Genomic DNA, 19,940 nt, shown 5'->3' with positions numbered 1-19,940 from the left:
CCGTTATTGCTTCTTTATTCACTTTTTTCCTTTCTTAGGATGATCGTCGTGGATTTTTCTTTTCTTGCGTATTTTTTGCAAATTTCGTTTAGATCGGCCGGTTTTAGCGCGGCTGTTTTTTCGGGCAGCTCAAAAAGCGGCTTTATATCGCCTCTAACGAGATATCCGCCGTATAAATTCGCCACCTTCGACGCGCTATCTAGCGAGTAAATGAGATCGCTTTTTAAGCTATTTTTTATCTTGGCTATCTCGTCTTCGTCGATTTTTTGCGTTTTTGCGTTTTCAAGCACTCGCCAGATCTCGTCCTCCGCAGCCTCTGCCTTGACGCCGGGATTACAAACGGCAAGCACTACGAGCAGGCTCTCGTCGATATTGCTCATATTATAGACGTCTACGCTGTTTACGAGGCACTTTTCGTCTATCAAAACGCGCTGTAAAACCGAGCTTTGTCCGCTGCCTAGATACTCCGCTAGCGCGCCTAACGCAGGCTGATCCTCGTGATTAAACGGCGGGATCTTAAAGGCAAGCGCCAACATCTCTACCTCGCTATCTTTGTAAATTTCAGTCCTTTTCGCGCCGTTTTGCTCGGGCTCGATGCAGTGCAACTTAGGTAGCGGTTTTTTGTTTTTTATATTTTCAAAGTGCTTTTTACCTAGCTCAAAGGCGCTTTTTTTGTCGATGTCGCCGCTGATTAGTAGGATCGCGTTTTGCGGCTGATAGTATGTCTCGTGAAATTCTTTTATATCCTCTATACTCCAGTTTCTGATATCGCCGATAAAGCCGATCGGAGTCCAGTGGTACTGGTGATAGCTAAAAGCGACGTTAAAGAGCGTAAAGTACAAAAAGCCGATCGGAGAGTTGTCCGTGCGCCATCTGCGCTCCTCGGTCACGACGTCGCGCTCGGGCTGAAATTCTTTATCTTTTAGGCCCAAATTTTCCATTATATCGGCGTAAAGCCTAAGGGCTTCGTCTAGGTTGCCCTTTGAGCATTTGACGAAATAATGCGTATAATCAAAGCCCGTGCTAGCGTTATTTACGCCGCCAAAACCTTTTACGATCTCGTCAAATTCGCCCGCTTTCATATTTTTCGTAGATTTAAAATTTAGATGCTCTAGCATGTGAGCGATGCCGCTCTTGCCCATGGTTTCGTTTCGCGAGCCCACGCGGTAAAACACGTCCACGCTAATTACGCTAGAGCCCTTGCTAGCGGGGATGTGATAGATCTCAAAGCCGTTTTTGAGCTTTGTTTTGGAGTATTTTATAAGCATAAATTTCCTTAAATTTTGTTTTTTATATCGCAGCCCACCGCTTCGCTAATCGAGGCGAAATTATCCTCTTTTAAAAGCTTTAAAATACCTTCGTTGATCTGTTTTGCGATGTTCGGGCCTTTAAATATAAAGGAGGTGTAAATTTGAACCAAATTTGCGCCCGATTTTATGCGTGCGTATGCCTCCTCGGCGCTGTCTATGCCGCCGCTTGCGATCAAAACCGTCTTGCCGTAAAGCTCGCTAGCCACCGCGCTAAAAAGCTCGCGCGAGCGTTTGGCGATGACCTTGCCGCTTAGCCCGCCGAAATTTTGTAAATTCGGCGACTTTGATAGCGAATAATCAACGCTCGTATTATTTACGATTACGCCTTTTGCGCCGCTTTCTACGGCCGTTTTGCAGATCTGCACGGCTTTGTCGTCGTCCATATCGGGCGCTATTTTAAAGATTATCGGTTTTTTTGCGATCGGCGTAAGGCGCGCAAAGAGGTCTTTTATAAAGCTATCTTCTTGCAGTTCGCGTAGGTTTGGGGTGTTTGGCGATGAGATGTTGATGACGAAGCAGTCGCAAATTTCGTTAAATTTAGCGACTAAAATTTCATAGTCCTTGATCGCTTCTTCATTTGGCGTGATTTTATTTTTGCCGATGTTGGCAAAAAGCGGTATCGCAAACGGATAGAGCTTGCCGACGCGCGCGCCAAGAGCGTCTGCGCCTTCGTTGTTAAAGCCCATCGCGTTTTGTATGCTCTCTTCTTCGATGAGGCGAAAAAGGCGCGGTTTTGCGTTGCCCTCTTGCGGTTTTGGCGTCACGGTGCCAAACTCCACGTGCCCAAATCCGAGCGCGGCTAGCGGACGCAGCATGGTGGCGTTTTTATCAAAGCCGCCGGCGATTCCAACCGGATTTAAAAAGCTAGTTCCGAGCAAATTTTGCGAAAGAGCCGCGTCCGCGACGACGCAGTTTTTGGCGACGATACTATAAAGTCCCGGAAATACGCAGTCTGAGATACTTAGCGTTTTTTCTACGATTTTGTGAGCGGTTTCGGGGTCAAATTTAAAAAATATGGATTTTAGCGTTTCGTAATTCAAATTTTATCCTTAAATTTTGAGCGATTTTATCAAATTTAGGCTTAAACAAGGGCTTCGCCTTTTAGTTTCGCGTAAATTTCGCAGCTCTTGCTAAGCGCCTCGTCGGTATCAAAACCGACCACTTTTCCGCCGCTGATAACGGCGATCTTGTCGGCATTTTGTACCGTACTTAGGCGGTGCGCGATGATAAATATTATCTTTTCTTTTTGTAAATTCGCGATGGCTTTGGTTATCTGCTGCTCGCTTTCGTTATCTAGGGCGCTCGTGGCCTCGTCAAATATCAAAATCTGCGGGTCGTCGTAAAGAGCGCGGGCGATGGCGATGCGCTGGCGCTGGCCGCCTGAGAGATTGGTGCCAAATTCATTTAGCACGGTCTGCGCACCCTGGGGTAAATTTGACACGAAATCATACGCATTTGCCGTTTTTAGTGCGAGCTCGACTTTGGCTTCGTCGTATTCGCGGCCGTAGGCGACGTTGTTTGCGACCGTGTCGTTAAAGATATAGACGCGCTGGGTCACTAGGCCGATATTTTGTCTAAGCGAGCCGAGGTCAAAATTTTTGATATTTTCGCCGTTTATCTCGATCGCTCCGTCGTTTGCGTCGTAAAATCTCATTAGCAAATTTACGATCGAGCTTTTTCCGCCGCCGCTACTGCCCACGAGCGCGACGGTTTGAGACTTGCTCGCGCTTAGATTTATACCTTTTAGCACCTCTTTGTCGTCGTAGTTTAGCCTGACGTCTTTAAAATTTATCAAATTTATTTCAGACGGCACGGGCTTGTCGCCGCTTAAAATTTGAGGCTCTTTGTCAAGCAGCTCAAAGGTTCGCTCTGCCGCGACCACGGCGTCTTGCATCTTGTTATAAAGGCCTGAAATGCGTTTAATAGGCGTATAAAGCATGAAAAGCGCGGTTAGGAAAGAAAAGAAGCTTCCCATTGTCAAATTTCCGTCTATGACCTCTTTGCCGCCGATAATGACGACCGCCGCGACGCCGACGGAGCCGAAAATTTCCATCATCGGACTCACCATCTCGTTTACTTTTACGCTTTTTAAATTTAGTTTGAAAAATTTAGCATTTTCGTCGGTAAATTTGGCGTGCTCAAACTCTTGCGCGTTGTTTGCTTTGATGATTTCGATGTTGGTAAAAATTTCGCTTAGCTTCGAGCTGATGTCGGAGGTTTTTTCCTGCGAGGCGCGGGAGATTTTTTTCATCTTTTTTGCGAGTTTTGAGAGCGGATAGACGGCTGCGGGCATGATAACTAGCGCAAAAAACGCAAGCTGCAAGCTCTGATAAAGCACTACGCAAAGCAGCCCCGCGATCGTGATAGCCTCGCGGATGAGTTCGGGGATCATGGAGCTAACGATGCTTCTGATGCGGTCTATGTCGTTGATATTTCGGCTTATTAGCTCGCCCGTGCGGTAGTCGTTAAAAAACTTCATATCCAAATTTAGCAGGTTTTTTAGTAGCTTCTCACGAAATCTCCTCACGATATCCTGCCCGATATATGCCGTAAAATACGCCTGCAAAAACGTCCCGAGCCCCTTTAAAACGTAAATCGCGATGATGGCGTAGGGCAAAAGATAAAGCAGGTCTTTGTTTTTTTCGATGAAAATTTTATTTAGCACCGGCTCGATCACCCACGCCGACGCCGCAGTGCCACCGCTAGCCATCAGCATGCCGGCGATTGCGATGATAAAATACGAAATATAATCCCTAAAATAGGGCGCAAACCGCCGCAAAACCTCTTTTAGGCTCATCTGCTTCATATCTTTTCCCACATGCAGCCCTCTGGCGTATCCATGAGGCTGATGCCGTTTGTGGCTAGCATATCGCGGATTTTATCAGATAGCTCGTAGTTTTTGGCTTTTTTAGCTTCGTTTCTTTGATTTATCAGATCTTCGATGTAGGCTCGCTTTTCGTCGCTCACGCCAAACTGAAAATACTCAAATACGTCCACTTGCAAGATGCCTAGCACGCGAGCTATCAGCTCTAAATTTGCCGCGATTTCGCCTTTTTTGGCTTTGTCTTTAGGGTTTGCGTCTAGCTCGTCGTTTGCGCTGCGGACGAACTCGTCTACGCTAGCAAGGGCTTTTGAGGTGTTTAGATCGTCCTCCATCGCAGACATAAACTCGCTCTTAAATTTCTCGTTCGCGCTCAAATTTGCCGCAGCGCCAAGAACCCGTTTTTTTAGACGGTAAATTTTATCTAGGCGCTTTTTTGCCGCATTTAGATCATCTTCGCTAAAGTCGAAATTTGCTCTATAGTGGCTAGAGATCAGATAAAATCTCACCGCCTCGCCCAAATTTCGCTCCAGCGCGTCCTTAACGAAAAAGCTATTTCCGAGGCTCTTGCTCATTTTTTCGTTATTTACTTGGATAAAGCCGTTGTGTAGCCAGTATTTAGCCAGGCTCTTGCGCTCGGCGCAGCGGCACTGCGCGGCCTCGTTTTCGTGATGAGGAAAGAGCAGGTCAAGCCCGCCCGCGTGGATATCTATCTCAAATTTTTCGCCGCTAGAGAGATGCTTTTTTATCATCGCAACGCACTCGGTGTGCCAACCGGGTCGGCCGCGGCCAAACGGGCTCCCGTACCATTTCTCGTCAAATTTCCACAGCACGAAGTCCTTTTTATCCTCTTTTTGTAAATTTGACTCGACGCGAGCGACGTTTGCCTCGGTGTCAAATTTACCGCTCAGGCTCAGATACTGCGCGTCCTTTGCGGTGTCAAAGTATATGCCGTCTCCCGCGATCTCGTAAGCAAAGCCGTTTTTTAGCAAAATTTCGATGTACTCTATCATCTCTTTTAGCGTCTGCGTCGCTTTTGGTTTGACGTCTGGCTCAAGTACGTTAAGCGCGCCCATATCGCGCTCATAGCTTGCGATGTATCTGTCCGTGATCGCTTCTAGACTCTCGCCGCTCTCGCTCATTTTCTTTAAAATTTTATCGTCGATGTCGGTGTAGTTTCGCACGAATTTGACCTTGTATCCAAGCTCGCTTAACGTGCGCCTAAGCAGATCAAAGCTAATCGCGCTTTTGGCGTGTCCTAAATGCGCGTCGTCGTAAACCGTCGGCCCGCAAACGTAAATGCGTACGAAGTCGCTTTTTACGGGCTCAAACTCCACTTTTTTTCTCTTTACGCTATCAAAAATTTGCATCTAAAAATTTCCTTAAAAATATCAAAATCACTGCTTCTAAAGCCAAAACCGCGCTTAAAAGCGTTAATTTTTTAGGCTCAATTATAGCTAAAAATTTCCTTATCCCAAAAAATTTGACGTTTAAAGCTAGCGTCAAAAACCCGCCCAGCGAGCTAGCAAGCGCTAGTCCGAACGCGCCGTAAATTTGCATCAAAATAACGGCCAAAACTAGGTTAAAAACGAGCGTGATAACGGCGATTTTGGAGGCTAGTTTTTGCTGTAAATGCGCATAAAGCCAAAGCGAAAAAAGCTTGGCAAGCCCAAACGGCAAAAGTCCGATCATATAAGCGGCCAAAACGCTCGCGGTCGCCGCCGTATCGGCCTGCGTGAAGCTTCCGCGCTCAAAAAGCAGCTTTATGATAGGCTGAGCCAAAACGATGCCGCCGATGGCCGCCGCAAAGAGCAGAAAATATAAAATTTCAAAGCTTTTTCGCATCCATTTTAGAGCTTCGGCTTCGTTGCCGGCCTTGATCTGGCGCGTGATTTTAGGAAAAAGCGCGGTTGAGAGCGCGATCGCAAATATCGCTAAAGGTAGCTGAAAAATGCGGTTGGCGTAGAAAAGATAGCTTATCGATCCAGCCGCCAAAAACGACGCCAGCCACGTATCCATAAATGAGCTTAGCTGCATCGCGGATGATCCGACTAGACCGTGGAAAAAGTTGCTAAAAAAGCCTTTTGTATCGGCTCTTTTGCCGCGGGCAAATTTAACTAAGCCGCCAAAAAATAGCTTTGAGATTCCGTTAAATTTAAGAGCGATAAGGTGCGCGATGAGCTGCAAAACGCCGCCTACAACGACGCCAAAGCTAAGATAATAAGCTACGATTTTAGGCTCTTGTCCGCGCGCTAAGATTAGGGAACCGATCATGGCTAAATTTAGCAAAGCGGTCGAAAACGCCGTCGTAGCAAAGTGCCCGCGGTACTGCAAAAGCGAGGCTAAAAAAGTAACGGCAAAGATGAGCGCTAGGTAGTAGAAGTTGATTTTTACGAGCGGGACGGCTTCGTTTATGTCGCTAGGCGCTAGGCCCGTGGCGATAACGGCGGTAAAAAACGGAGCGAATAAATTTACCAAAAGCGTGAGAACGCCGATAAAGGCTAGAAATTTAAGAAAAATCTCGGCGCTAAAGAGCGATTTTTTGTTTGATTTCGTAAAATTTGGCAAAAAAGCGTTGGCAAAAGCCCCCTCGCCAAAGATACGGCGCAATAAATTGGGTATCTTAAACGCGATGAAAAATATATCGCTGTAAATGCCAGCACCTAAAGTAGAAGCCGTGAGCAGGTCGCGCACGAGCCCTAAAACTCGCGAAACCATGATGCCGATGCTGTTTGAAAAAAAGCCTTTTATGAGCATAAAATTTCCTATTTAAAATTGGCGTAATAATAGACAAAATTTGTTTTAAAATACGTAAAAGCGGGCGCGAAAATCTCGCATAATGTGTTTTTAATGAAATTTTAGAGATAATCTCGCGAAAATAAAAATAACGCGAGAGTATCACGTGCCAGAAAACCAAAACGCGCAGCAAAACTTCCTTGCCGAGATGGAGGTCGAGACCGCCAACCCGTACGGCGAGATATTGAATTTAGTAAAAAGCTTCGGCGTCGATAGCAAATTTATAGATTTTGATATCTTGGAAATCAAAACCGAATGCAAGGTGGTAGGCGAGAGCCAACCTAGACAAATCGCCGAAGACAAGCTAAACGTCTTTGATAACGATAAATTTTACGTAGACAGAGTCGAGAGTATCAAGCAAAGCTATCTGGTTAAATTTTACGACGTTAGGCGCGTAAAGCCTACGCCTTTGCCTAACGTTTCTGTAAATGCAAATAAAAATTTGACCAAAATTTTAGCTACCGTTTCGCAAAACGCCGACACTGTTTATTTTAAAGAATTTGACAAAAAGCTGATAAATTTCATCTACAAAAAGCTGATAAAAGTAGGCATCCTGGTTGGCATCAGAAACAAAACGATGCTAGAAGAGGTCGCTAAAATTTCTTCGGTTCTAAGAGTAAAAGAATTTATCGACAAGGACTACACCTTTGCCGTGACTGTAGGCGTAAACGTAGTTCCGTCCACAGACGACGCGCTAATCTATCACTACAAGACAAAAATAAGAAACGTAGATGAAAACGACAAGATCGACTACGCAAACAGAGGCTATCTGCTCGGAGTCGTCGAAAACGAGCTCATAATCGAATACGTAAAACTAAGAGACGGTACAAGCGGCCGCGACGTGAGGGGGAATTTCCTACTCGCACAAAAAGCCAAGGCCACGATAACAAAAATGCCCGAACACACCGAAAATATCTACGTAAAAGAAGACAACGAGGGAGTAAAATTTTTCGCCAAAAAACCGGGCTACGTCAAAGAGGAAAAAGGCGTCTTTGATATCAAAGACGAGCTTGACGTAAATGAAATCACGTTTAAAACCACAGGCTCGGTCGATACGGGTCTTGATACCAACGTAACGCTAAACGTAAAGGAAAAAGACCTAACGAAAGACGCCATAGGTACGGGCATGACGGTCGAGGCAAACGAAGTAAACGTCGAGGGAAACGTCGCCGCAAACGCTGTAGTAAAGGCAAACAAAGTAACGATCGGCGGACAAACCCACGCCAAAGCTCTCATCGAGGCGAAAGAAGCAAAAATAGCCGTACATATCGGTAGCTTTGAAGGCGAGAGTGTCGAGATAGATAGGCTCGAAGGCGGCAAGGTAAAAGCTAAAAAAGCCGTGATAAAATCGGTCATCGGCGGCGAGATAATCGCCGAAAGCGTCGCCATCGATACGCTCGTATCAAACTCAAATATCATAATCGCCGATACTTTGGAGATAAAAAAACTAAAAGGCGTGAATAATAAAATTTTAGTCGATTTTAGCATGATAAAAAACACGGGCGAGCAGATAAACGAGCGTATGGCGAAGATAAAAGCCATCAGAGAACAGATCGTAAAAATGCCACGCACGCTAGAGTCTAAAAGATGCGTCATCGAAGAAAACAGAGGCCCGATAAACGTCATCAAGGCTAAAATCGAGGAACTAAAAAGCACGAACAACACTCCGCCCGCGACGTTTATGAAAAAACTAAAAGAGTATCAGCAGCTAGTGCACGAGTACAACGCGCTTTTAAAAGAATTTCGCGAGAAAAAAGCCGCGATCGCCGAGCTAAGGGGCGAGATAACAAATATCCAAGAGGGTATATTTAACTCAAAAGTGATAAATCACAGTAATTGGCGCGAATTTAACGAGATAAAATTTAGGCTCGTAGACCCGGCTCGCGACATCACGTATAGTACCCGCGAAAACGAGATCGCGCGAATAATCACGATAGCTAAAGTCGAGACCGAGGACGGCGACATAGACTACGTAGTTAAGAAAAAAAATAACGCTAAAAAGGCCTAAATTTGCCTCTTTTTTTAAAATTTGAAAGCGAGTTTTACAAGTGCGAGCAAAGCGGCGGCAAGCTAACTATAAATCTAAAAAACGACTGGAACTACAAGCTGCCGGCTCAAATTTGGACTCAGACGGCCGCACTCATCGGCTCAAAGAAATTTAATAAAATCGTTTTAAATTTTAAAGACGTAAAAGAGCTTGATTACGCAGCGGCGCTGTTTTTTAAAAATACCTTTTTAAACGCGCGCAAAGAGTACGAGCTAGTAAATTTAAACCCGTACGCGCAAAAGATTTTTGATTCGATAAATAGCGAAATAAATCCTAAAATAAAGCAGATCATAGACGCCAAACCTAACGAAAATCCATTCTCTCAAATCGGCAAAAATTTGACCGCGTTTTTTGCGGGATTTTGCGCATTTTTAAATTTCATGGGCGAGTTTTTGGTTAAATTTAGCAAGATATTCATGCTAAAAAATATCCGCGTGAAGGAAATTTTGGCTTATTTCGAGGATGCGGGCATAAAGTCGGTTTTTATCGTGTGCCTCACCTCTTTTCTCATCGGCATCGTGCTGGCATATCAGGGTTCAAATTTGCTCGAGAGTTTCGGCGCTACGATAATAATCGTCGAGATGATGGGTCTTTTGACCCTGCGCGAGATAGCTCCGCTCATCGCCGCTATCATCGTGGCGGGGCGCCTGGCGTCAAGCTTTACCGCGCAAATCGGCGTTATGAAAATCACCGAAGAGATCGACGCGATGAAAACGATGGGATTTGATCCGTTTAAATTTCTCGTTCTGCCTCGCGTGATAGCTCTCATCGTAGCCATGCCTCTTATCGTGTTTTTAGCCGACGTGGCGGGGATTTTCGGCGAGATGGTCGTGATGGAAAACTACCTAAACATCAGCTTTGATAGCTATCTAGCGAGGTTTGGTCAAGAGGTGGAGATCAAGCATCTTTACGTCGGGCTTTTTAAGGCACCGTTTTTTGGCGTCGTGATCGCGTTTATCGGCTGCATGAGAGGCTTTCAGATCAGCGGAAACACCCAAAGCGTGGGCACATATACGACCGTGAGCGTGGTAAATGCGATATTTGGCGTGATCATGGTGGACGCGCTGTTTTCGATTATTTTCACGCAGTTAGGCATATAAATGATAATAAAAGCGACTGATTTAACGACGAAATTCGGCGACAGAGTGATCCACGACGGGCTAAATTTTCACGTAAACGAGGCTGAAATTTACGGGCTACTGGGCGGTAGCGGCACGGGCAAGTCGACGCTGATGAAAACTATGATATATCTAAAAGAGCCAAGCGCCGGCAAAGTCGAGATGTTAGGGCGCGATCTATGGTCGCTAGACGAAGCGGCTAGACAGGAGATGAAGCTCGCATGCAGCGTGATGTTTCAGTTCGGTGCGCTTTATACCTCGATGAACGTGCTGGAAAATATCTACATCCTACTAAAAGAGTATAGCGGTATGAGCGAGCGCTCTATGCGCGAGATAGCGATGTTTTGGCTGCAAAAAGTAGGCCTTAGCGAAAACGTCGCGCTGCAATACCCAAGCGAGCTAAGCGGCGGTATGAAAAAGCGCGTAGCGATGGCTAGAGCGCTGGTGCTGAGTCCTAAAATTTTGTTTTTAGACGAGCCAAACTCCGGCCTTGATCCAAGCAGCGCGCGCGCCTTTGACGAGCTAGTGGTCGAGCTACGAGATACGCTTGGCGTCACGGTCGTGATGGTGACGCACGATATAGACAGCATTTGTACGATTTTGGATAGATTTTTGATACTTCAGGATAAAAAGATAGCCTTCGAGGGGACTTTTGAGCAGCTGATGCAAATGCCCGAAAATCCGCTCGAAGAGCTTTTAAAAACAAGGAAAAACGGTGGGAAATAAAATAAATTATACTTTGATAGGCCTCTTTTTCGTGCTCGTCGTGAGCGCGCTAGGCATCGCGGCGTGGTGGCTGGGCGGATACGGGAAAAAAGCCGATGATTACAGGTCGTATTTCATCAAAACTACAAGCCTGCCAAGCGGCATCAAAAAGGACTCCACGGTCAAATTTATCGGCGTAGACGCGGGCACGGTCAAGGATATTCGCTTTGCCGACGAAAAAGAGGCCCTCATCGAGCTTGAGCTCTCCGTAAGGAAAGATATACCGATAAGAACCGATAGCACGGCGTCTGCGGAGATACAGGGCATCACGGGCATCGGCTACCTAAATATCTCGCGCGGCAGCATGGATAGCCCGCTCTTTGATAAAAACGAAAAGGCCTACATCGGGCTTGAGGCGAGTTTTTTTGACAAAATCGGCGACAGAGCCGAGTATCTAACGAAAAATTTAGAGTCTACCTTTAAAAATATCAATAAATTTTTAAGCGACGAAAACGCGGCTAAATTTTCGTCTATCCTGGTTTCGGTTGATGAAGCCGCGAAGAAGATAAACGCCGGAAATCTCGATATAAACGCGACTATCGCAAACGCGAACGAGGTTTTGGCAAATGCAAATTTGACGCTAACCGAGCTAAAAAAAGCGCTAAAAAACGCCTCGGGCACGCTTGAGTTCGTAAATTCGTTTACGACCAAGGCTGCAGACGCCGCGCAGGCGCTAAAAAATCTACAAACCGCGATAGCAGAAAAGATAAAAAGCGGCGAATACGACGTAAAAGACGCGCTAAATACGATTGGCGACGAGACGGAGAGGACGCTGCTTAGCTTCCAAAAGCTCATTTCGGATTTCAGAAATACCCTTTTTAGACTCGAGGACGACCCGTACGAGTTTTTCTTTAAAGACACGCAGAAAAAGGACGAAAAATGAAAATTTTAAGCACGGTTTTAGCTCTGGCGGCGCTGTTTTTTAGCGGTTGTAGCGTTTTGGCAAAGCCTGCGCCCAGGACGAATTATTTTATGCTAGGCGGCGCGGAGGATAAATTTAAAGAGTGCGAAAATAGGCCCGAAAAAACGGTTTTCATCGAGGAGGTGCGGGTTTTTGGCGCGTATGAGAGCCGCGAAGTCCTAAAGATAGATGCAAACGGCGAGATCCGTCCGCTAAAAAACGTCAAATTTTTAGCCCTTCCAAGCGAGATGACGAGGCGAAATTTGATCATAGCCGCAAGCGATCAATGCGCGTTTAAGCCCTCTTTTAAAAACGCGGACATCATCGTAAAGTCAAATTTGCTCACGCTTCAAATCAAAGATCAAAAAGCGCAAATTTCGATGATGTTTAGCTTTTTTAAAGAGGGCAAAGAGCTAAAAAGCGTCGTGCTAAGCTCGCAAAAAGACGCAGGCTTGGACGAGGGTGAAATAGCTATGAAGGCGCTAAATGCCGCCTTTAGCGAGGTTACGGATAAATTTTTGCAAGAATTAATCAAATTTTAGAGATAATCGCAAATTTTAAAGGAAAACGATGATAAAAGCGATCGAGGGCGTGATAACAAAAAAAGAGCCCGCAAATCTCATCTTAAAGACGGCCGGCGGCGTGAGCTACGGCGTGGCGATCTCGCTTTTTTGCTCGGCAAAGCTCGAGCGAGGCCAGAGCGTGGAGCTAAACATCACGCAGATCATCCGCGAGGATGCGGACTTGCTTTACGGGTTTTTAGATAGTAACGAACAAAAGATGTTTGAGACGCTGATAAAACTAAGCGGTATCGGCGCGGCGACGGCGATGGCAGTGTGCTCGAGCCTAAATCCCAACGCATTTTTAAATGCGGTTAAAAGCGGAGATGCAGCGGCGCTACAAACGGTACCGGGCATCGGCGCAAAGACTGCTAGGCGCATCATCGCCGAACTTAGCGACGCAAAGATGACTATGGATGAAAATTTGCCTAGCCATCAGCACGAAGCGATTCTAGCGCTTGAGAGCCTCGGCTTTAAAAGAGAAAAGATAACCAAGGCGCTAAGCGAGTGCGACGCGCAAAATACGGGCGAACTCATCAAACAAGCCCTAAAAAAACTAGTATAAAAAAGGAAAAAATATGAAATTTGCTGTTATATTTGGCGCAAAAAGCTACGAACACGAGATCAGTATCGTGAGCGCCATAGCCCTAAAAAAGGTGCTAAAAAACGAGCCTTTGTTTATATTTTGTGATAAATTTAGAGAATTTTACCTGATAAACGGCGCCGATATGAGGGCGAATTTCTTTAGCTCTGGCAAGTATAAAAACGCCAAAAAGCTCACTCTTAAGCAGGGCGGATTTTTCGCGGGTGGGCTGCTCGGCGAGAAAAAGATCGAGGCGGACGTATTTATAAATTTAGTCCACGGTATGGACGGCGAGGACGGCAAGATCGCGGCGCTGCTTGAGTTTTACGGCCTTAGCTACATCGGCCCTCGCGTGGAGGCTAGCGCGCTAAGCTACAACAAGGAACTAACCAAACTACTCGCGCAAAAAGCGGGTGTAAAAACCCTAAACTACGAGGTTGTAAGCAGAGAAAAGGCGCCTAGCCTGCCGCTACCCGTGATCCTAAAGCCGCTCCGACTAGGAAGCTCGATAGGAGTTAGCGTGATAAAAGACGCTATCGAGCTAGAATACGGCCTGGACGTGGCGTATGAGTTTGATAAAGAGATCCTGGTCGAGCCCTTTATCGAAGGTGTAAAGGAGTACAATCTAGCAGGCTGCAAGGCGGATGGCGAGATAAAATTTTCCATCATCGAAGAGCCGAAAAAGAAGGAATTTTTAGACTACGAGCAAAAATACATGAGCTTTTCAAACGAGAGCATGGCGCGCGAGGCCGATATAAGCGCAGAGCTAGCCGCCAAGCTAAAACAAAGCTTTGAGCGCATTTACAACTGCGGCTTTGACGGGGCGCTGATACGCTGCGATTTTTTCGAGATAAATGGCGAAGTATATCTAAACGAGATCAATCCAAATCCGGGCAGCTTGGCGAATTATCTATTTGACGATTTTGAGGGGACTCTGGAGCGACTCGCCGCAAGCTTGCCCAAAGAGCGCGAGATAAATATCGACTATAAATTTATCAACTCCATAACGTCGGCAAAAGGCAAGTTGTAAAGAAACGTCGGCATTTCCCGGCGCCTTTTTAGTAAATTTGACCGCTTTAAAACGCCTTGTTTTTGGCGGCTTTTTGCACTTTATCTTATCGCTACTAAAATTCGAGCGTTAACTTTTTAAATTTGACGGCTATTACGCTTGCTAGGCAAAAAGCTCGGCTTGTTTTGTAACATTTTAGCCCTAAAGTACCGATTTTTAGGCCAAATTTGACTCGCCTATTTTCTGTTCAACGGCTAGTTTCAATCAAATTTTACCATACTGTTTTTATACTCTCGCAAATTTCACGCCAAAAACATAAAACGCTCTGAAATAAATTTTAAAGAACATAATGCGCCATTATATTTTAATTTGAATTTAAAGATAATATGCTATATTTTACACAAAATTTTACGTAAAGAGCAGAGATGACTACTTTTAGCAAAGATGAAATTTACACGGCGACCGAAGTGGTGCGAAATTTCAGCGCCGTCTTGGGCAAGGTCGGCAAGGCGCAGATGAAGCGCGCGGTGATCGTCAAAAATAATAAATTTGAAGCCGTGCTGCTAAATATGGGCGAGTACGAGCGCCTATGCGAGGCCGTCGAGGTACTGCAAAGCATTTATGAGGCTAAAAAACGAGCCGGAAGCGGCGAATAATGGCGGTCAAAGAGGTAAAATACGGCGGCAAAATTTACCGCATCAGCTACGAAACCGTAAATCCCGCGCACAAGGACGTCGCACTATTTTTGCACGGTTGGGGCGCAAACAAAGAGATTATGAAAAAGGCTTTCGGCACGTATTTTAAGGACTTTCGGCACGTTTACGTCGATATGCCGGGCTTTGGCGCGAGCAGTATACACGGCGCGCTAGCGACGAAAGACTACGCAAAAATCATGAAATCCTTTTTAAACGAGCTTGGCGCAAGCCCCAAAATCATCTTCGGACATAGCTTCGGCGGCAAGGTCGCAACCCTGCTAAATCCCGAATATCTCGCGCTTTTAAGCTCGGCCGGCATCGTAGCTAAAAAGCCGCTTTGGGTGCGATTTAAGATCGCTTTGTTTAAGTTTTTAAAGCTGTTCGGGCTTGGGTTTTTATACAAATTTTTCGCCACGAAAGACGTAAAAGGCATGAGCAAAACGATGTATGAGACGCTAAAAAACGTCGTCGATGAGGATTTTAGCTCTAAATTTGCAGACTTTGGCGGCAAAGCGTTTGTATTTTGGGGCGAGGAGGACAAGGCAACGCCTCTAAAAAGCGGCGAACGCGTAAGTCGCCTCATCAAAAACAGCGAATTTCACGCGCTAAAGGGCGATCATTTTTTCTTTTTACTCCACGCGCGCTACATCGACGGCGTCGTAAATGCGGGGCTAAATTTGACGGACTTGGATGATGAAAGCGGGATAGAGAGCGTAAAAATTTTAAGCCCGAAAAACCATGAAAATTTAAGCGAAAAAGCCTGGGGTGCCGACGAAAACGGCGATCCCAAAAACGCTGCCGAGCAAAATTTGACGGAATCTACCCAAAAGGCTTTGGAGCAAGAGGTAGCCATAAATACAAAAACCGTCTCGCAAAGCAGCCTTTTTGACGAGCGGTCGCAAGATAGTAGCCTTGTGGATCAAAACCCGCAGCTTAACGATGTAAGCGGCAAAAACGGTCAAGTTTTTAAAGAAAATTTGTTTGACGAGCAAGAAATCGCGCAAAACCAATCGGAGCCCAAAAATAGCGTTTCAATCAGAGACGAGCAAAATCAAATTTTACCAAAAAATGAGCAAGACGCTCAAAAAAGCCACAAAAAGCCGGTACAACAAACGTTTGATTTAAGCTAGCGCGCAAATTTGGTATTTGCGCTTTTGACTTAGTTATTAGCATTAAATTTGTGCTGGTTTGGCGGGCCTGTATCAAATTTACGAGCTAAATTTAAGCCCAAAATCTGTAAAATCTCGGCTGATAAATTTGCGTTTTACGGCGTAAAAAAGCAGGGCGATTAAATTTGCTCTCAAATTTAACGAAAAAACTATCAAATTTACGCCAAGCACGCAAAAACAAACCGCAAAACGCTAAATTTAGCAAAAAGGGTGCAAACAAAAGCCCGCTTAAGCGAACCTAGGAGAAAAAATGAACGAAACCCTCATAAATATCGGCCTTGCCGCGACGCAGATTTTATTTGCCTTTGCGCTCGGATTTTATCTCATCACCTGCCTTCAGTGGTTTTCCTACAAATTTGAGCGCGTGCTATTTCACTTCACCATGCCGCTGTGGCACGTGTTTTTCCTCATCGTGCCGATCGTGCTTTTTTACGGGGCGGAGCGATTTTTCTGGATTTATTTTTACTTTGCACTGGTACCAAGCCTCGCTCTTTGGCACAAAAAGCTAGATAAAAAGCTGGTTTTTACGCCGAGAGTCAAGCGATTTTTTGTTATCTTAGCGCTCGCTGTTATCGCTAGCTACGCCGTTTATCTCGCGACGCAGCACCGCGTAAATCTAGGCGTCGTTCTGCCACTCGTGCTCTCTTTCGCGCTTAGTTTTTTGCTGGAAAAGGCTAAATTTAAGGCCTACGAAAACAGCGCGCGCAAAAAGCTAGCCTCGATGCCGGAGCTCAAAATCATCATGATAACGGCGAGTTTTGGCAAAACCAGCATAAAAAATTTCCTCTTTGAGCTGCTTAAAAATGACTTCGTCTGCCGCAAAACCCCTCGCAGCGTAAACACGCTAGCAGGCCTCATCCAAGACGTAAACAACGAACTTGCCGCGGGTACGCAGATATACATCGCCGAGGCCGGCGCGCGCCTAAAAGGCGACATCGCGCAGATTACGGAGTTTTTGAACCCGCAGATCGCTATCGTCGGCGAGATCGGCGCGCAGCATATCGAGTACTTTAAGACGCTCGAAAATATCCGCGCCACGAAGCTTGAGGCTCTTGGCTCAAAGCGCCTAGAAAAGGCTTTCGTACATAGCAGCACGCAGGCAAATGAGGGCGAGAAGATAGAAATTTACGATAAAGACCTAAGCGGCGTTGAGGCGAGCTTAGACGGGGTCAAATTTAAGCTTGGCGAGAGGGAGTTTAACTCGCCGCTGCTTGGTAAATTTAACGCCGCAAATCTAGCCGTCTGCGTCAAAACCGCGCTATATCTGGGGTTAGGCGAGGCCAGGATCGCCTCCGCTCTAGCGCGCTTAAAAAACGTCGAGCATAGACTCGAGCGCATCGACGCGGGCGGTAAAATCATCATCGACGACGGCTTTAACGGTAACTTTAACGGTATGAGCGCGAGCTACGAGCTGGTCGCCGGCTACGAAGGGCGCAAGGTGCTCGTGACGCCTGGCATCATGGAGAGCAGTGACGAAGAGAACGAAAAGTTAAGCAAAATCATCAACAAGACCTTTGATATCGTCATGCTGACAAGCTCGCTAAACGCCGTCGCGCTGCTAAAGCACCTAAGCAGGCCGAAAGTCATCATCATCAAGGATAAATCAAAAATGCAAGAAGCCCTGGCGCAAAACACCAAAGCCGGCGATCTGATCCTTTTTTCAAACGACGCTCCGAGCTTTATGTAGGCGTAAATTTGGTTTGGGCGGCGCAGTCAAATTTAGCGGCGCTGCTTCTAGCCACTCAAATTTGATTAAAATTTAGTACGCTCGCATTGGCGGAGATTGATTTAAAAAAATGCCTTTAAATTTGAAGTTTGGTTAAATTTGGCATTTTCAAGGTGCAGGTTATGCCAAGCGCCGACTGTGGCAGATGAAAGATAAAATAGGGCGGCTAAATTTAAACGACTTCAAATTTTACATCGGTCAAATTTGCCGTCAAATTTAAATCCCGGCGCTCGCCATCCCAGCCTCGATCAAAAACTGGCTGGGTTGGTAGTTTATCTTTTTGATCTTGTCGTATTTGGCGTAGCTGAGTATAAGCTCGTCTCGCGCCCTCGTGACCGCGACGTAAAAGAGCCGCCGTTCCTCCTCGAGCGAGCCGCCCATGCTCATTAGTTTGAGGTTCGGGAAGCGATTTTGCGCGAGATCGACTACGAAAACCAGATCAAACTCAAGCCCCTTTGAGGCGTGCACGCTTAGCAGATTTACCCCTTCGCCGCTGCTCATTTCGCTGCTGCCCAGCGTGATAAAGTTATAAAATTTCTCCGCCTCCGAGTAGTTTTTGGCTAGCTCGCCCAGCACCTCTAGCTTGCCCGCGATGCGCTCGAGGGCCTCTTTTTTTAGCGTTTCGTCTATGTTGCCGTTTTTTTGCGTGGCGCGCTTGGTCGCGAGGTTGTCGGCGATGAGAGCGTAAATTTTGCTATTTTTTAGATCCTCTATCAGCGAGGTCGGGCGCGAGTGGCGTTTGGCGGCGCTTAAAAAGTTGTAAATTTCATACAAAAACTGCCCGCCGCTCTCGCTTAGTTTTTGCATTTTTAGCACGGGGTGAGCAAAAAATTTCTCGCTAAAGTTAAATTTAGCAAAGCGCGACTTCTCTCCGACCTCGTCAAGCTCGTCAAAAAGCCCCAGCTGGTAGTTTTTGGTCTTTTTAGCAAAGGCCTCCACACTATCGTCAGGCTGCAAAAATCCGCGCACGACGTCGCCGTGTCCGACCTTGCTTAGCACCTCGAAAATCTCCTTGCTAAGCGCCGCACCCACGCCTTTTGCGTATTCGCACACGTGGATAAAGGCCATGATGTCCTTTGGGTTGATGAGGATGCCTAGCAAATCCATCGCGGCGCGCACCTCGCGGCTCTCAAAAAAGCTCACGCCGCCCTTGCGCTTGGAGCCGATACCAAGCTCTCGCAGCGCGACTTCTAGACCGTCGGCGCTTGAGTTGTTGCGAAAGATGATGGCGATGTTTTCTTGTTTATATTTTGAAACGGCGATGATCTGCGCGATGTTGGCGTACTGGTCGAAAAGCTCGTTGTAAACCAGCAGCTTTGGCGAGGTAAATTTGCCCTCGCGGCCGACGACTAGTTTTTTTTCATAAAGGCGCGGGTTGTTCGCGATGACTTTGTTGGCCAGAGCTAGGATCGCGGAGCTGCTGCGGTAGTTGATGTTTAGCGCGTAGATTTTGGCGTCTGCGAATCGGTCCTTAAACGAGCCGATGATCTCGATATTTGCACCGTTAAATGCGTAAATACTCTGGTCAAAATCCCCGACGCAAAAGAGGCTTTTTGTCTCAAAAGCGCTGATTAGCGAGCCTTGCAGGGAGTTTGTGTCCTGATACTCGTCGACTAAAATTTCCTCAAATTTTAGCGGCGCGCCTTTTCTTAGTTCGTTACGCATTTTGATAAGCAGGTCGTTAAAATCCGCGTAGCCGAATTTGCTCTTTTCCTCCTCAAATTCGCGCAAAACGTCCTCGTAAATCTCGGCATAAACGCCTTGTTCGTCGCTTCGCTCCTTTAGCCACTCGCCAAACGTCTGCTTTAAGGCTAAATTTTGATACAGCGAATACGCGTCGTAAAGATAGGCGCCGCCGTAGGGTTTGACGTCGCTTAGATGGTTAAATTTGCGCCTCTCGACGAGCGATTTTAGTAGCGTTTTTAGTTCGCTAGGCTGCTTTAGCGTGACCGGTTTTTCTAGAAATTTAAGCAGCGAATAAGAAACCGAGTGAAAGGTGCCCGCAGTGATGCGCGAGGTGATTTTTTTATCAAAATGTCGGTTTAATCGCTCTATCATCTCGGCCGCGGCCTTGTTGGTGAAGGTTAGAAGTAGGATTTTTTCGGGCTTTACGCCTAAATTTAGCAGATGAGCGATGCGCGCGACGATGGTGCTGGTTTTGCCGGTGCCCGCACTTGCTATGACTAGATTATGTCCTGCTGGAGCGGTTGCGGCGGCGTATTGTTCTTGATTTAGTTTTGAAAGGGGCATATTTTCCTCGCGTTTAAAAGGGCAGATTATACCCAAACGGGCTTAAATTTATAAAAACGCAAAAGCGGCGAGGGCTAAATTGTTTTGATGCAGGTTTAGTTCAAATTTGAACTAAAAAGTCAAAGCGCAGCATTTTTTTACTTCACTGCGCTTGTAGCCTTTCAAGAGGCTTTAGACGGAGCGCTTTTAA

The 19,940-nt window shown here is 46.3% G+C and carries 16 protein-coding genes; 10 read left to right on the top strand and 6 right to left on the bottom strand.

What is annotated here, in order from left to right; translation table 11 throughout:
* Window positions 1–14 precede the first annotated feature (14 nt).
* The 5 genes from H7R39_RS08695 to murJ are packed head-to-tail and all read right to left on the bottom strand — an operon-like array spanning window position 15 to window position 6,888.
* Window positions 15–1,268, bottom strand: coding sequence for a M16 family metallopeptidase (locus tag H7R39_RS08695; RefSeq protein WP_185898857.1), 1,254 nt, complete (start codon window positions 1,266–1,268; stop codon window positions 15–17).
* A gap of 8 nt (window positions 1,269–1,276) precedes the next feature.
* The gene (locus H7R39_RS08690; RefSeq protein ID WP_185898856.1) at window positions 1,277–2,350 is read right to left on the bottom strand and encodes a quinone-dependent dihydroorotate dehydrogenase; all 1,074 of its coding nucleotides are present in this window, start codon (window positions 2,348–2,350) and stop codon (window positions 1,277–1,279) included.
* 41 nt (window positions 2,351–2,391) lie between these two features.
* Window positions 2,392–4,116 carry an ABC transporter ATP-binding protein gene (locus H7R39_RS08685; protein WP_185899412.1) on the bottom strand — a complete coding sequence of 575 codons (1,725 nt, stop codon included), beginning with the start codon at window positions 4,114–4,116 and terminating at the stop codon, window positions 2,392–2,394.
* Window positions 4,113–5,501, bottom strand: coding sequence for a cysteine--tRNA ligase (gene cysS, locus H7R39_RS08680; RefSeq protein ID WP_185898855.1), 1,389 nt, complete (start codon window positions 5,499–5,501; stop codon window positions 4,113–4,115). Before cysS ends, H7R39_RS08685 begins: the two co-directional genes overlap by 4 nt.
* Window positions 5,488–6,888: a murein biosynthesis integral membrane protein MurJ gene (gene murJ / locus H7R39_RS08675; protein ID WP_185898854.1), complete on the bottom strand. Its 1,401-nt coding sequence runs from the start codon at window positions 6,886–6,888 to the stop codon at window positions 5,488–5,490. Before murJ ends, cysS begins: the two co-directional genes overlap by 14 nt.
* Before the next feature lie 145 nt (window positions 6,889–7,033).
* On the opposite strand from murJ, the gene H7R39_RS08670 reads away from it, so the two are divergent.
* The 10 genes from H7R39_RS08670 to H7R39_RS08625 all read left to right on the top strand — a co-directional run bounded on the left by H7R39_RS08670 (window position 7,034) and on the right by H7R39_RS08625 (window position 17,461).
* Window positions 7,034–8,935 carry a flagellar assembly protein A gene (locus tag H7R39_RS08670; RefSeq protein WP_185898853.1) on the top strand — a complete coding sequence of 634 codons (1,902 nt, stop codon included), beginning with the start codon at window positions 7,034–7,036 and terminating at the stop codon, window positions 8,933–8,935.
* Between the two features lie 2 nt (window positions 8,936–8,937).
* Window positions 8,938–10,074 carry an MlaE family ABC transporter permease gene (locus tag H7R39_RS08665; protein ID WP_185898852.1) on the top strand — a complete coding sequence of 379 codons (1,137 nt, stop codon included), beginning with the start codon at window positions 8,938–8,940 and terminating at the stop codon, window positions 10,072–10,074.
* A complete protein-coding gene (locus tag H7R39_RS08660) occupies window positions 10,075–10,818 on the top strand; it encodes an ABC transporter ATP-binding protein (RefSeq protein ID WP_185898851.1) in 744 nt (247 codons plus the stop codon).
* The gene (locus H7R39_RS08655; RefSeq protein ID WP_185898850.1) at window positions 10,808–11,740 is read left to right on the top strand and encodes an MlaD family protein; all 933 of its coding nucleotides are present in this window, start codon (window positions 10,808–10,810) and stop codon (window positions 11,738–11,740) included. The genes H7R39_RS08660 and H7R39_RS08655 overlap by 11 nt, the downstream gene beginning before the upstream one ends.
* Window positions 11,737–12,300 carry a hypothetical protein gene (locus H7R39_RS08650; protein WP_185898849.1) on the top strand — a complete coding sequence of 188 codons (564 nt, stop codon included), beginning with the start codon at window positions 11,737–11,739 and terminating at the stop codon, window positions 12,298–12,300. The genes H7R39_RS08655 and H7R39_RS08650 overlap by 4 nt, the downstream gene beginning before the upstream one ends.
* Before the next feature lie 28 nt (window positions 12,301–12,328).
* The gene (gene ruvA, locus H7R39_RS08645; protein WP_185898848.1) at window positions 12,329–12,883 is read left to right on the top strand and encodes a Holliday junction branch migration protein RuvA; all 555 of its coding nucleotides are present in this window, start codon (window positions 12,329–12,331) and stop codon (window positions 12,881–12,883) included.
* 13 nt (window positions 12,884–12,896) lie between these two features.
* Complete coding sequence (locus tag H7R39_RS08640; protein WP_185898847.1) at window positions 12,897–13,931, top strand: D-alanine--D-alanine ligase; 1,035 nt, start codon at window positions 12,897–12,899, stop codon at window positions 13,929–13,931.
* Between the two features lie 404 nt (window positions 13,932–14,335).
* Window positions 14,336–14,566 (top strand): type II toxin-antitoxin system Phd/YefM family antitoxin, encoded by a 231-nt coding sequence (locus tag H7R39_RS08635; RefSeq protein WP_002947827.1) that lies wholly within the window; start codon window positions 14,336–14,338, stop codon window positions 14,564–14,566.
* Entirely contained in the window at window positions 14,566–15,735 is a 1,170-nt protein-coding gene (locus H7R39_RS08630; RefSeq protein ID WP_185898846.1) for an alpha/beta fold hydrolase, read from the top strand. The genes H7R39_RS08635 and H7R39_RS08630 overlap by 1 nt, the downstream gene beginning before the upstream one ends.
* A gap of 289 nt (window positions 15,736–16,024) precedes the next feature.
* The gene (locus H7R39_RS08625) at window positions 16,025–17,461 is read left to right on the top strand and encodes a Mur ligase family protein (protein WP_185898845.1); all 1,437 of its coding nucleotides are present in this window, start codon (window positions 16,025–16,027) and stop codon (window positions 17,459–17,461) included.
* 255 nt (window positions 17,462–17,716) lie between these two features.
* Here the strand turns inward: H7R39_RS08625 and H7R39_RS08620 are convergent, their stop codons facing one another.
* Entirely contained in the window at window positions 17,717–19,750 is a 2,034-nt protein-coding gene (locus H7R39_RS08620; RefSeq protein WP_185898844.1) for an ATP-dependent helicase, read from the bottom strand.
* Window positions 19,751–19,940 lie beyond the last annotated feature (190 nt).

The organism is Campylobacter massiliensis, from assembly GCF_014253065.1.
Taxonomy (GTDB): domain Bacteria; phylum Campylobacterota; class Campylobacteria; order Campylobacterales; family Campylobacteraceae; genus Campylobacter_A; species Campylobacter_A massiliensis.
Note: the sequence above shows the minus strand (reverse complement) of the source record. Positions and strands in the feature narration are given on the sequence as shown.

Bases quoted from the DNA above. Each gene is read 5' to 3' on its own strand.
- H7R39_RS08625 (WP_185898845.1), top strand. From the start codon at position 16,025: ATGAACGAAACCCTCATAAATATCGGCCTTGCCGCGACGCAGATTTTA.
- H7R39_RS08695 (WP_185898857.1), bottom strand. From the start codon at position 1,268: ATGCTTATAAAATACTCCAAAACAAAGCTCAAAAACGGCTTTGAGATC.
- H7R39_RS08650 (WP_185898849.1), top strand. From the start codon at position 11,737: ATGAAAATTTTAAGCACGGTTTTAGCTCTGGCGGCGCTGTTTTTTAGC.
- ruvA (WP_185898848.1), top strand. From the start codon at position 12,329: ATGATAAAAGCGATCGAGGGCGTGATAACAAAAAAAGAGCCCGCAAAT.
- cysS (WP_185898855.1), bottom strand. From the start codon at position 5,501: ATGCAAATTTTTGATAGCGTAAAGAGAAAAAAAGTGGAGTTTGAGCCC.
- H7R39_RS08640 (WP_185898847.1), top strand. From the start codon at position 12,897: ATGAAATTTGCTGTTATATTTGGCGCAAAAAGCTACGAACACGAGATC.
- H7R39_RS08660 (WP_185898851.1), top strand. From the start codon at position 10,075: ATGATAATAAAAGCGACTGATTTAACGACGAAATTCGGCGACAGAGTG.
- H7R39_RS08685 (WP_185899412.1), bottom strand. From the start codon at position 4,116: ATGAAGCAGATGAGCCTAAAAGAGGTTTTGCGGCGGTTTGCGCCCTAT.
- H7R39_RS08620 (WP_185898844.1), bottom strand. From the start codon at position 19,750: ATGCCCCTTTCAAAACTAAATCAAGAACAATACGCCGCCGCAACCGCT.
- murJ (WP_185898854.1), bottom strand. From the start codon at position 6,888: ATGCTCATAAAAGGCTTTTTTTCAAACAGCATCGGCATCATGGTTTCG.
- H7R39_RS08635 (WP_002947827.1), top strand. From the start codon at position 14,336: ATGACTACTTTTAGCAAAGATGAAATTTACACGGCGACCGAAGTGGTG.
- H7R39_RS08630 (WP_185898846.1), top strand. From the start codon at position 14,566: ATGGCGGTCAAAGAGGTAAAATACGGCGGCAAAATTTACCGCATCAGC.